The following is a 12,807-nucleotide window of genomic DNA, read 5'->3' on the forward strand; positions in this document are numbered from 1 at the left end:
CAGAAAGCGATGGCGAACCTTGAAAAGCAGTTTCAACGTTTACCAGGATTAGAGAAATGGTTTGTTGAGATTGGAGCTAAACCTGGATCACTTTCGGATAACTTTTTTCTTGGATTACTCTAATTTTTTTGTTCTTTGGTTACCCCATCATGGTCACTGGTCACTCTATTCTCAAGATGAAATTATGAATGTCATTGATGAAGCGATCAGAGAAACCCGTGCATCAAATCGTTCTTGATACTAACATTTTGATTTCCTCTGGAGACGCTACGCGATCGCGCTCAGGGTAGTTTACGTCAACACATCTGCCAAAGGAATAGCCGTTTTAGGGAAGGCTTTAATCAGTTTTTGATCTTCTGTTACCAGTACCGTTTCCAGTTGCATTGCTAGAGCGACAAACTCACCATCATAAGCAGAGCAACCGCTTTTCTCTACCAAGCGCAGCACATCAAAGGAAGCAAGTTCAAACTCTTTGTCCCATAACAACATCTCAGCTTCCCCGACTATGGCATAAGCCTGGTCAAAGGTTAACAACCCTTTGCGTAAATAAAGACCGAGAACGTTGCGAAATTCACTGCGCCAGAGAATAGGGACAGCCCATTCTGGGTTTTGGATCAAGAGACGCTCCACTTCTGTGGTTTTCTCCGTCGGCAGATAAAAATAACTAATAATATTCGTATCGACAACAATCATAGACGGTCTGAATCGATCCCCTTGGCAATTTCGGAGAGGTTAAAATCGCCAGCTTTGAGAGATTTTCTAAGTTGACGAGCGCGATCAATCCGTTCTTGGGGAGAAACTTTTGCTGAGAGGAGGTTTTTTTTCAGACAGACGATGACCTCACTGTTAATACTACGCTGATTGGCTTTAGCAGCTTCTTTGAGACGTTCATAGATGTCATCGGGTAGGTTTTTTACAGTAATTGTTGTTGCCATGATTGAAGCACCCCGCGAATGATTCCATTTTGAAACCATTGTGGTTTAAATTGGTCTTTTTGTCAAGTTGCGCTCCGCACGCTTCTAATCTTTGTTTCTTTGTTCTTGATTGAGATAGAAATCACTTATAATATTCGTTCTTCACAGATTATACCGAGTGAGCTTTTTTACACTCGAAGTCACTTTTCAAACGCCCTCTGAGAGGAGTTTCTACCATTGCGACCTCTATTTTTTACTTTGTTCGCTGATGGTATCGATTTCTTCATCAATTGCTTCGATCATCGGGTAAGCTTTTTGAGCAGAATAGAGTTTTTTCGCTTTCTCTAGAGACGCGAGTGCAGCTTTAGTTTCTCCTTTTTCTTTTAAGGCTAACCCTAATACCCGATGCGGTTCGGCAAATCGATTAGGCTTGATTTTTGCTCCTTGTTCAAATTGCGCGATCGCGCTGTCAATCTTTCCCTGCTGCATATACACTTTTCCCAATTCAATATAGGCATCAACATTTTTGGGAGAACTTTGGGTTAAGGTTTCAAAAGTAGAAATGGCTTCCGTTAAGTTTCCTTGCCCCACGAAAGATTTTCCCAGTAATAATCTGGCTAAATCATTACTCTTTTGTCGCTCAATAATTTTCTTAAAAATGGGAATAGCATCCCCATATTTTTCATCTTCATACAGTTGACACGCTTTTTCAAAACGTCTGGAAAGGAGAAAACTTCTTCCTAGAGTTACCCCAACTAAAAGAAGAATAATCGAAACGGTTACTAATGCAATAATTTTTGTTGTGTTTGGATCAAGTTCTGACATAATTTAAGCTAAAAAACAAGCGATAGGAAACAGTAAATATTCCAGATAAAATAACTTCCAAATAAATTGATAAAATTGCGCGATCGCGATTTTATTTTCTAAGTCTACATTTTGGCTACGCCACCACAGTAGCAAGAGTAATACGCTATGTGTCATCCCCACAAAGAGAGGATTGACATCGGGTAGCCAGCGCCACGAAGCTAGTATCACTCCGATATAGCAAATACTAATAATCAGACGAGTAATATTTAAGATGGTTGGTTTTCCTAAGAGCAGGGTAAAGGTGGTGATGTTATATTGTTTATCGCCTTCTAAGTCAGGAACATCTTTAAAGATCGCGATCGCGATGGTAAAAATCAATATAAATAGCGTTAATGCCCAAATTGCGGGCGGAATGAATTGCTGTTCAGTCAGGGTTTGACTGAAGTGTAAAAACAAGCCTAAATTAACAATTATTCCTCGCACTGTAAAAATACATAATGCTGCCCAAAACGGAAAGCGCTTTAAACGAATGGGCGGTAAAGAATAAGCGGTGCCAATTGCTAAACTAACCCCAACTGTGAAGAGTAACCAGGGACTAGCAATGAAACCCAATAAAATGGCAAGCGTTCCCGTTAATCGGACAATCCATTGCGCTTGCTTTAAGGAAAATTCACCAGCAGCAATTGGCAAGTCTGGCTTATTAATTTTATCAATCGAAACATCTTCTAATTGGTTTAAACCGACAATATAAACATTCCCGCCCAAACACGCTATCCAAGCGAATAAAAGCGGGATTAAATTATTTAAATTGAGGGGAACATTATTAATAGCAATGGTAATAAAATATAAAGCAAAAACACTGAGGGTTGTCCCAATAATGGTGTGAGGACGAGAAAATTTCCAAAGGCTATGTAACCACTCTCTTGGATCACGGAATAAATTTTTTTCAAGATTAGAAGTCATCAGTCATTCGTCATTTGTTATTGATCATTCGTCATTGATTATGACCTCATGTTGTCTCGCTGTCACTGACGGAAATTCCTTGTAAAATACCAAAACGAATTAAGCCGCGATGGTATCCCCGACTCATTAATCCTAAAGATAAAGCAGCTTCAACCGTTTTCCAACCACTTTGTATTAATCCCATGAGGGCTTGAGGGGTAAATGCAGAATCAATGACAATATTCCAAAACGGATCGACCGCTTGTGACCAATCATCGCATTTAATGTCTTGAAAACCCACTTCTTGCGCGATCGCGCGATATTCAGGTAAAGAAATGACGTAAGGTAAACAATACACCCGGTAAATTTCTGCTAAATGTTGCTTTTCATCAGCAGTTAATTCCCCTGCTAGAGAATCAGTGGGACGATGACACCACGTCGCCATCAATAGCATTCCCCCTGGCTTGAGAACGCGATCGGCTTCTTGAATAAATTTTGCTTTATCAGGGAAATGTTCGCCACTTTCCAATGACCAAACTAAATCAAAACTATTATCGGCAAAGGGTAACGCTAAGGCATTGGCCACTTGAAACTGCACTTTCTCTTCTAAATTCGCTTCCGTTGCCCGTTCTGTGGCGCGTTTTGCTTGTTCAGGAGAGAGTGTGACACCTTGTGCTGTCGCGTTAAATTTTTGCGCTAAATATAGAGTACTGCCACCAATCCCACAACCCACATCTAAGATATGTTGCGGAGGGGTCTGTGTCTCCCTCAGATTACCCCAATGAAGTAATTCTTCAATAATATCAATTTGGGCTTGCCGGCGAGATACTTTATTCATCCCACTGCGACCATAATAGCCATGATGCATATGTTCCCCCCAAATATTTTCCCAGAGAGAACTTGAGGCATCATAGAAGTCTTGGATTTCTTGTTCTAAGTTGCGGGGCATAGTTAATATTTTTTTGTTATTGATAATTAGTTATTGATTTTATCATCATATATCCTTAATCAGGATGACTGTAATTCGATAATTCAATAATTTCCAATAATCCTTGATAAAGTACTTGAAAACTTTTAGAGCGATTTGTTTTTGGATTCATATATTTAGAAATTTCTCTTGCAGCATTGTTTTTCTCTAACCCTCCTAGATGATAACCTTTACTTTGTAGAACTTTTTCTAATGCTTCCCAAGTTCCTCCAGTAATTGCATCAGGATTACGATATTTGGCTTTGCTTCCTAAATCACGAGAAATTTTAGGATAGGCTTGGCAAATTGCATTAATATCACCAAAGAACCATGCTTCTAGCTCTTCAACTACTATCGGATTCAGTACTTGAAAAGATTCTGCTTTATTCCTTGAAGACTTAGTTACTAATCCTACTTTGTTTGCAATATCATCTAATTGTTGTTTTAGTTGTTTACAGTCTTCTTGGTCTTCATCTACCAAAATAATAATCTTATAAGTATCATCAATCCATTCTTGATATCCTTTTAATCGATCAGGTAATTTTTTAAATAAGTCAGATTTTCCTTTGAAAGCATGAATTTTAAATGAAACTTCATCTCCCATAATTTTCGGTAATATTAAACTTAGGGCTTGTTTTGTGGACAGTTCCTCGACTAAAAATTCTAAATGCAAACTCATCTCCCTATATTTGTTAATCAATCAATTTGGAGAGGGTTGCCCACATCAAAGAAATCTTCCATCCAAAGAGAACCAAGTAAAGCACCATTATTCATAAATTCTTTAATTCCTTGGATATCTGCTGCTCTTTTTGCTAGGGACGATGTTTTTCTTCATTAATTGCAAGATGATATAGCAATCAGGAGTCAGATGTGAGAAACTAATTCCCTCGTCCCTGTACTCGTCGCCTCGAATGTGGCTTCTTCTCATGAATCATTCCTGACTGCTATAGGTGATTACCGGAGATTTAGACTTTTCCCTATACTTTAATTCGATAACAATCGGACCTTCTTTTCCTCTAGTACGAAGCTCTTTAAATCGTCCTCTTCTATCCCATGCTTTTCTTAAGCTTTTAGTAAAACATTCTTCTAGAAATGCAAAGACATCGAATAGAGTAGATTTACCACTTCCATTCGGACCTAAAAATGTTGTTAAAGGAGTTATGTCTTTTAATTCAAGATCATGTAATGCGCGATAGTTCTGAACTTTTAAGTATTCTATTCTAAGGATAGAGTGTTGGGGCATTACTAAGCACGTTATAATTTGATACTACTATGTTCATTTTATCATTATAGAAAGATATTGATTGAGTTGATACCACTTATAAAAATTAACTAAAAACTCAATCGATTACTCAATTAGTTGGTAAAGATGATTAATTCGATGTTTCTATAGCAATTTTTGCGACTTGCTATAATATATCTTTTTAAATCATTTTTCATAAGAGTAATTTATTATTTTAATAGCTTATAAATATATTACTTAAGCTTCAATTTTTTAGTTACTTTGGAGAATGGGTAGTAACTAAAAAATCGAAGAAAGTTTTTTGTAAAAATAATCAAAATTAGAATAATTTGGATTATGCGGAAACGTTTCCTCGCCTTAATCACTCTTCAACTGTTTTAATTAGGGCTTGAATCTCTGGGTTATACAATCGTAAATAGTTCCAATAATTCCCAAATACTGCTTCTACATAGCCTTTTGTTTCCGGGAAAGGGATGTTCTGCACAAATGCGTCTGCATCTTCTAAACCATAACGCCTCACCCACTGTGCAACATTACCGGGTCCAGCATTGTAACTAGCTACGGCTAACATCGAATGATGATCATAGCGATCATGTGTGTAATCCAAATACCAAGTTCCTAACTTGATATTATCTTCTGGATCAACTAAGGAATAGTTTTTTACATTGGCTTTATTTGCTACCCATTCCCCTGTAGTAGGCATAATTTGCATTAATCCTTTTGCCCCCGCAATCGAGCCAATATCCTTTTCAAAGCGGGATTCTTGACGAATTAAACTCATGACTAATAAAGGATTTAATTCTCGTTGTTCTGACCAATTCAGGATATTTTTTTTGTAGGGAAAGGGAAATAAAGCATGCCAATACATTGATGCTTCACGCAAACGTTGCCAACGGGAAACATCAGCAGGTTGGTCACGATATTGTAACGATGAAATCTGAGCAATTCCCTTCAGATATTGTTCTTGCGTCAGCTTTAATACGCCATCGGTAAATTGTTCTTCTACAGAGAAAGAAGACAACTGGCTCGTTTCAGTTTGCCATACCGTCCAAGCTGCGTCATCTTGTCCAAGTTGATAGAGTTCTTTTAAAACCTGAGACCCGGCAGGAAGGAGAGGACGGGAAGCGGGTTTGACGACTTTTGGCATTTGATCGCGAATTGTATCAAAGTCTCCCACGGGTAAACCCAGATTTACGGCAGAACGCCATGCATAATAAGATTCTGGATATTGAGCTAATGTTTCCTGAAAGATACGTTCTGCTCCTGTGGATTCTCCTTGCTGTTCTAACCATTTTCCTGACCAGAAACCGGCTTTGGCTGCTAAGGCATCATTCTGGTTTTCTTGGACAATCGCCTCTGCCCAAGTAATAGCAGATTTTAAATTACCTTGTTGGGCTGCTTCTTCTGCCATTTCCCAGCGATAGTCTGCTGCGACATCAGAGTGAGAGTAATGATTTAAAAGAGTGTCTCGGGCTTTTTGGGCTAATTCAAAATTGCCTTCTGCTTCCAATAACTGTGCTTGACCAACCAAAGCGTCTGGGGCTTCCTTTGGAAACTGATTAATCACTTGGTCCAAGTAGAAGATACCCTCTTGAGGCGATACCATCTCTGCTAGGCGACGTAAAGCTAATCCGGTTTCTTCTGCATCTGGAAAGGTATTGAGGAGTTCCATATAAATCTGTTCAGCGCTAGCGGTTTTGCCACTAACTTGTAGCCCTCTCCCATGCCGGTAGAGGTTTTTTGGCGTTTTCGGCGCATTGCCATAGGCGTTTCCTGCTTTCTCATATTCCCAGGTTTCCCAGTAGCCTTCCGCAATCACTTCCCAGTCTTTTGGACTCAGTTGACTCCTATAGTTATTCACTAATTGATCGCGCACCTGAGTCATGCCCTCAGCTTCTGGAGTATGATAAGCGAGTATTTTTAGTAATTCCGGTTGATGGGGGTTTGCCGCTAAGCGCTGCTTGATCATTTGATGAGTACGAGGATGTTCGGGAAACTGACTCACGAGAGTGTCCCATTTTTGAGGATTCTTTTCTCCTAAGTGATACAGTGCCTCCCCAACACTGGCCGAATTAAAATTCTTTTCAACAATGTGAGACCAAATTGCTTGTGCTTTTGCTTTATCTCCCTGCCTATCGTAGCCTTCTGCACGCTTGAGGAGAATGTGTCCTTTTAATAAGGGATAATCTTTCTCTAAATCTTGTAAGTGTTGCAGTGCTTGCTCTGGCTGCTGATTTTCTAAAGCTGTAACAGCTAGTAAGTAACGAGCCCGGTTTTGGTCTTGCTGATGACTGCTTTCTAAAATGGATTGTAGTTTATGGCTTCGTTCTGGCGTCGGTAAAGACACCAGAGGAAACACTTGGGAAGGAAGATTCGGATTAGCCTCAATGGTTTTGGTAGGTTCTTGCTCCAAAAAAATTGTTGTTTGTTCTCGGCTGTGGTTGACCTCTTGAGGTTTGTTTCCCATCAACAGGATAGTTGCCAACTTTCCTACCACAGCCAACACAATTAACCAAAACAGGATTCGTGGAGAGGGCTTCATGCCAAATTTTCCTTGTTTTTTATGATGATGAGGTTATTTGAGAGCATCTTTCAAAGCAGTGCGCGCAGCCAGATGATTGCGAGTGGAGCCCAAGATTTCTGCTTCTCGCTCTAAGCGGGCTTTGGTATCCTGCATTTCCAGCAGACTTTGTTGTTCTGATGCGACACCATACAAATTACTAGCGACCCAAAAGGATAGTTCTCGAGGTAAATCTGGGATATCGTCAGGGAGTTCAATGGTTTGGTCCGTTAATTTTGCCGATAGCTTGACCACATCTTTTAACAAGGCTTCTACATCGCTAGCCAGGGGACGTAAATCAGTTTCTGGCGCTTCATCTTCAATCCATTCCACTAAGCCAACGCGATAAGGCTTTTCGCGCACCCAGTTTAAAACCCGGAATCGTTGTTGTCCGAGGGTAAGCATTTTCATGCGATCATCGGGAAGACGTTGGAACTGGGAAATTTCTGCACAACAGCCCACCGATGCAATATCTCCCTTAACTGGATCAAACATAAGGACGCCAAAGCGACGATCAGTTTCTAAGATAGTGTTCATCATCATGCGATAACGAAACTCAAAAATGTGTAGCGGGAGGGGGCGACCAGGAAATAAAACTACATCGGGTAAAGGGAAAAGGGGAAGTTCTCTTACAGCCATAGAGGTTGAGGATGCCATCGTGTCTTATACGTGCGAGAGAGTTATATTTTCTTCTACTTTAACGAATTTTTACAATTCTCTGATGATTGAGATGAACAGAACATCGGGCAGTAACTAAAGAATTTAAGTATTGAAGTTGCCTTTGGTTGCTAAGTAAAGAACAAACAATTAGTTATGGCTGCCCTTCTGTGGTGCCATCTTGAAAAACACTATATCCCCCTCCAAGATCTAATCTAATCGTTATCCTATAATCAAAGTAAACTAAGCTAAGTTTAGCTAATTTGTCTCGCCATGAAAATGATTAACATTCATGCTGCCAAGACCTCTCTTTCGCAATTAATCGAATTAGCACTTGCTGGGGAGGAAGTCATCATTAGTAAAGCGGGTCAACCTCTTGTCCGACTCGTTCCTTATACGACTAGCACTGAACCGAGAAAACCTGGAGATTGGGCAGGTCAAGTCAAAATCGCTGATGACTTTGATGTCACGCCTGAAGAAGTCATTAATTCCTTCTACGAAGAAGAAATATGAGCTATCTCCTCGATACTCATACTCTGCTGTGGTGGTTAGCCGATCATCCGACTTTATCTGAACCCGCTCGATCCGTAATTGCCAATCCCCATCACTTAATTGTGGTTAGTGCTGTTAGTGCATGGGAAATCAGTATTAAGAAAACACTTGGAAAATTAGAAGCTCCCTCCGATTTAGAAGGAGCAATTCATAGAAATCGTTTTGAATCTCTAGTGATTTCTATTAAAGATGGTGAAGATGCAGGGGCTTTACCCAATTATCATCGGGATCCATTTGACAGAATGCTGATTGCTCAAGCTTTTCGTAATCAGTTGACAATTGTGACCAGAGATGAAAAGTTTCAACAATATGGTGTCCCCTTGTTAAAAGCCTGAGTCAGAAGTTAGTCACTTATCTAAACGATATCGCGCAAAGATCATTCACTGGAGAAAATAAAAGTCTTTTGTCCCGAATCGTGACAGTTAGCGGGAGAATAAAGTCGGTATGAGTGGAAAAGGAATGTGATACACACCCTTTCTTATTGTGGCGCGATTAATTGGGTGTAATGAGTCTGCTTCTGAAATACGCTATTCAGACTTTAAGTGATCAGGTTGATTCCAATAGTAGCAAACTTGATTATTGGTTGTGATTGATGAATAGTCTCCCTTCGTCGGGTTATTTTGTAATTTAACTTAAATAATTTGGTGACATAAACACGAAATAGAGAATATGGATTAAATTTCGCAAGTTCCAACTCAGAATATGTGATAAAAAGAGTCGATAAAATTACAAAAATTCACAGATAAAATTCGGATTACATCATTTTTTTAGTTAATCATACTTACAAAAAAATATTGACAAACTACGGAAAATTCTATAAAATCACGATATGTTCACTGATAGAACACGAATAAGGATGATGAAATTAGACAGGTTTTCAGTAATTCTGTTAATATTCCTCTCTCTCATTTGGTTTGTATTTCCTGTCGGTGTACGTAATTTTTCTAATTTTGTCAAAGATTTCAAGGATGAGGTAACTCCCACTTCTCCACAGCAGTCAATCGGCTACTGATCAAACGTCGTCTCCGATTCTCTAGCATCACACTGACTACGAAAGATTTGAACCATTAACGGCTTTAAAAATACAGAGGGAAAATTAAATGATGACAAATTTAAAGAGAGAAACCTATTCCTTATCTGAAATTACTCAAGAAGCGATCTTTGACCATCTAGGCGATACAGCATGGATCAGCAAAAACCTTAATGGTATTGTCTACCTCAACAGTAAGAATCTGTGGATGGTAGATATTGATTTCAGGGAACTCTACCTTGACGAACTCTTTTTTATCAACAAAAGTGGTTTTCGGCTCCCCATCTTTGAAACGTTAGCTCTCGGAGAAGCAGTTAGCGAAGTTCACAATGAGGACCGACAAACATTGGTTAAAGGGGCAATTGACCTAGCCTTGGAACGTATGCTTGATGGTTCCTATCGAATCTATGAAACTCATCAGGGATTACGTTTCATTCGTATCGATCAACCGATGATGGCTCGGTCTCAAGATAGTGTGTTTCGTCAACTTCTCTGCTATACGGATGTCAGTTATTCGGAAATCTGCATTCATCAGGACTGTTTCAGAGCGCGGTTGACACCAAAAGCTTGGAGAATCAATAGTTTAGAGAAACCTCGTGTGACACACTTCTTGGGCGATGTTGTGGTTCGCACTAAAGACGAAGAGCTTAATAACACAGTTTTATTCCATGATTGTGAACCTCATCCCCAGCTCAAATTAATTGTGAATTTCCACGACCACCTAACAGGAGCGTTTTCTAATACTTCGATGATTGCCTAAAAGTATTCAACCGTCTTTTGCAACTTATTGCCAAAAACTTAGCAGGATTTTAGAGAAAACAACCAGAAGAGTAGGGGTCGATCAATTTTGTCTTGAGGGATGAGTGTGCTGATCTTGTCTCCCCTGTCCTACCTTGACCCATCCTTTCAAACCTGATGGACGACTAGTTTGACATGGCAATACATTCCACTTCCACTAATGCCCCTTTCGGTAAACCGGAAACTTCAATACAGGCGCGGGCAGGAGCGGTTTCCGCCTTAAAATAAGTTCCATATACTTCATTGACTGTACTAAAATTACTTAAATCGGTCAGATAAATTGTCGTTTTAACAACATTTTCCCAGCTGAGATCGGCCTGCTTTAAAATTGCTTCGACGTTCGCCATGACTTGCTTGGTTTGTGCAACGATATCTCCCTCCCCAACGAGAGACCCTGTCTTAGCATCAAGAGCGACTTGTCCGGAAACAAAGATCATTTCTCCTTTAGCCGCGATCGCTTGATTATAAGGACCCACTGGCGCGGCTGCTTGGTCAGTTTGAATTACCCGTCTCTTAGTCATTATTTTTAGTGATGATGTTGGTTTCTTTTCTATCTTAAAGGTGAGAAATCCTGCGCTTCTTTGAAGCCAGATTCAAATTAGAAGACAAGTTGGAGAATGAGAACTTTGATTCCAAGCAAACTTGAGAAAATTAAGAAATAACTGACACCTCACAATCAAGTTCATGACCATTGAAACCTTTGCGATTGTTGCCTTTTTCATTCTGGGGTTTGGACTCATTTCTGGATATCTAGAAAAAACAGTGATTACACCACCGATGGTCTTTGTTACCTTTGGCCTTTTCCTCAGTCCACAGGGCTTAGGACTGATTAATCTTGATCCAGACAGTGAAGGAATTCGACTCATTGCTGAACTGACTCTAATTTTAGTTTTATTCACAGATGCCTCTCGCATCAACCTACAACGATTAGAATGGGAATTTACCCTTCCTCTCCGTTTGTTAGGGATTGCACTACCCATTATTGTTGGTCTGGGAACGATCTTGGGGGTTTTGATTTTCCCCCAACAGTTAAATACCTGGGAAGCTGCTGTCCTAGCAACGATCCTCGCTCCAACTGATGCTGCTTTGAGTCAAGCCGTTGTCAATAGTTCGCGGGTTCCGGTCTGTATTCGTCAAGCGATTAATGTCGAAACCGGTCTCAATGACGGGATTTGTATCCCTGTTCTCTTGCTTTTCTTTTCTCTGGCAGAAATAGAAGGTCAAGGAGAAAGTACCGCCTTTTGGTTAGTGTTTACCATTGAGCAAATCCTATTAGGTCCTTTTGTGGGGATTACCATTGGTTATATTGCTGGTTGGCTAGTGAGCGCAAGTGTCAACCGTAAACTGATTAATCAGGCCTTTGAAAGTCTTTCGGTCATTGGGATCTCAGTGCTGGCTTATGCCAGTGCCGAATTAGTCGGTGGCAATGGTCTGATTGCTGCTTTCTGTGCGGGATTAACAGTTGGCAATACAGCAACTGCCATTTGTCAGTGTCTTTATGAGTTTGGTGAAGCTGAAGGGCAATTACTGATCCTAATTATTTTCTTAATTTTTGGTGCAACAATGGTCTTTCCCACTCTAGAGAGTCTCAACTGGCGAATGATTGTTTATGCCGTCATTAGCTTAACTCTTGTCCGTTTGATTGGAGTGAGGATTAGTACGATGGGTTTAAATCTGCAATGGACAACAACTTTCTTTGTCGGATGGTTTGGTCCGAGAGGGGTAGCCTCTGTTTTATATGGCTTATTACTGCTCAACCAAAAAGCAATTGCTGGGCGAGAGTTAATTTTCTCAGTTATGGTCATCACCGTTTTGCTGAGCGTGTTTGCTCATGGGTTAAGCGCCTTTCCAGCTGCCAACTGGTACGGAAAGCATATGGAACAAGCCAGTGAAGATCTGCCAGAGATGAAGCTCGTTCATGATCTACCGGTTCGTTTACCGTGGCTCGATATGTCCCGACGTTAGCAACTCTAGGAGATTAGATGAGGTTGACGAGTCTAGAAACTTGGACTTAGTAGATAGTACCATGTTTTACACTTCTTTCTCGTCTAAGTCCCGCTAACATGACTGGAATGAGGTCATCGGGAATTTGTTCCAGTTTTGCGATCAGTTGTTCGCGATTGGTTATAGTGCAGCTAAAAAATTTCCTAAAGACAGCGTGATCGCTGCTTCCTAGCCAAAAAACGCGATCGCGCAGCCTTTGCGTTCACTGCCGACGAGACAAACGTCTCAAGTCCGTTTCTAGGCGGGCATCTCAAACGATGGGCAAAGGTGGAAGGTTGCACAAAGGTTTTTGTGCCAATACCTATCGCAAGTGCCAGAACATCAACACCCAGA

The 12,807-nt window shown here is 40.3% G+C and carries 13 protein-coding genes and 1 pseudogene; 4 read left to right on the top strand and 10 right to left on the bottom strand.

Features of this window, described 5'->3' with window-relative positions; all coding sequences use genetic code 11:
• Positions 1 to 291: 291 nt before the first annotated feature.
• From GVY04_14275 to GVY04_14315, 9 genes and pseudogenes are all read right to left on the bottom strand, one after another.
• Positions 292 to 693: a PIN domain-containing protein gene (locus GVY04_14275; protein NBD17254.1), complete on the bottom strand. Its 402-nt coding sequence runs from the start codon at positions 691 to 693 to the stop codon at positions 292 to 294.
• Complete coding sequence (locus tag GVY04_14280) at positions 690 to 935, bottom strand: Arc family DNA-binding protein (protein ID NBD17255.1); 246 nt, start codon at positions 933 to 935, stop codon at positions 690 to 692. The genes GVY04_14275 and GVY04_14280 overlap by 4 nt, the downstream gene beginning before the upstream one ends.
• Before the next feature lie 225 nt (positions 936 to 1,160).
• Complete coding sequence (locus tag GVY04_14285) at positions 1,161 to 1,739, bottom strand: tetratricopeptide repeat protein (GenBank protein NBD17256.1); 579 nt, start codon at positions 1,737 to 1,739, stop codon at positions 1,161 to 1,163.
• Positions 1,740 to 1,742: 3 nt separating this feature from the next.
• Entirely contained in the window at positions 1,743 to 2,684 is a 942-nt protein-coding gene (locus GVY04_14290; protein NBD17257.1) for a homogentisate phytyltransferase, read from the bottom strand.
• A gap of 46 nt (positions 2,685 to 2,730) precedes the next feature.
• Positions 2,731 to 3,612, bottom strand: a complete 882-nt coding sequence (locus GVY04_14295; protein ID NBD17258.1) for a methyltransferase domain-containing protein — start codon at positions 3,610 to 3,612, stop codon at positions 2,731 to 2,733.
• Between the two features lie 55 nt (positions 3,613 to 3,667).
• Positions 3,668 to 4,303, bottom strand: a complete 636-nt coding sequence (locus GVY04_14300; protein NBD17259.1) for a DUF4276 family protein — start codon at positions 4,301 to 4,303, stop codon at positions 3,668 to 3,670.
• A gap of 273 nt (positions 4,304 to 4,576) precedes the next feature.
• A pseudogene (locus tag GVY04_14305) lies at positions 4,577 to 4,873 on the bottom strand (AAA family ATPase).
• Positions 4,874 to 5,234: 361 nt separating this feature from the next.
• Positions 5,235 to 7,415 (bottom strand): transglycosylase SLT domain-containing protein, encoded by a 2,181-nt coding sequence (locus GVY04_14310; protein NBD17260.1) that lies wholly within the window; start codon positions 7,413 to 7,415, stop codon positions 5,235 to 5,237.
• 33 nt (positions 7,416 to 7,448) lie between these two features.
• Positions 7,449 to 8,090 carry an ATP-dependent protease gene (locus GVY04_14315; GenBank protein ID NBD17261.1) on the bottom strand — a complete coding sequence of 214 codons (642 nt, stop codon included), beginning with the start codon at positions 8,088 to 8,090 and terminating at the stop codon, positions 7,449 to 7,451.
• A 273-nt stretch (positions 8,091 to 8,363) separates the two neighbouring features.
• On the opposite strand from GVY04_14315, the gene GVY04_14320 reads away from it, so the two are divergent.
• The 3 genes from GVY04_14320 to GVY04_14330 all read left to right on the top strand — a co-directional run bounded on the left by GVY04_14320 (position 8,364) and on the right by GVY04_14330 (position 10,432).
• Positions 8,364 to 8,603, top strand: coding sequence for a type II toxin-antitoxin system prevent-host-death family antitoxin (locus tag GVY04_14320; protein ID NBD17262.1), 240 nt, complete (start codon positions 8,364 to 8,366; stop codon positions 8,601 to 8,603).
• Positions 8,600 to 8,977, top strand: coding sequence for a PIN domain-containing protein (locus GVY04_14325; protein ID NBD17263.1), 378 nt, complete (start codon positions 8,600 to 8,602; stop codon positions 8,975 to 8,977). Before GVY04_14320 ends, GVY04_14325 begins: the two co-directional genes overlap by 4 nt.
• 765 nt (positions 8,978 to 9,742) lie before the next feature.
• A complete protein-coding gene (locus GVY04_14330; GenBank protein ID NBD17264.1) occupies positions 9,743 to 10,432 on the top strand; it encodes a hypothetical protein in 690 nt (229 codons plus the stop codon).
• A 163-nt stretch (positions 10,433 to 10,595) separates the two neighbouring features.
• Here the strand turns inward: GVY04_14330 and GVY04_14335 are convergent, their stop codons facing one another.
• On the bottom strand, positions 10,596 to 10,991 hold the full coding sequence (locus GVY04_14335; protein NBD17265.1) for a RidA family protein: 396 nt from the start codon (positions 10,989 to 10,991) through the stop codon (positions 10,596 to 10,598).
• 163 nt (positions 10,992 to 11,154) lie between these two features.
• Between GVY04_14335 and GVY04_14340 the strand changes: the two genes are divergently transcribed.
• The gene (locus GVY04_14340) at positions 11,155 to 12,435 is read left to right on the top strand and encodes a sodium:proton antiporter (GenBank protein NBD17266.1); all 1,281 of its coding nucleotides are present in this window, start codon (positions 11,155 to 11,157) and stop codon (positions 12,433 to 12,435) included.
• Positions 12,436 to 12,807 lie beyond the last annotated feature (372 nt).

Source organism: Cyanobacteria bacterium GSL.Bin1 (assembly GCA_009909085.1).
Classification (GTDB): domain Bacteria; phylum Cyanobacteriota; class Cyanobacteriia; order Cyanobacteriales; family Rubidibacteraceae; genus Halothece.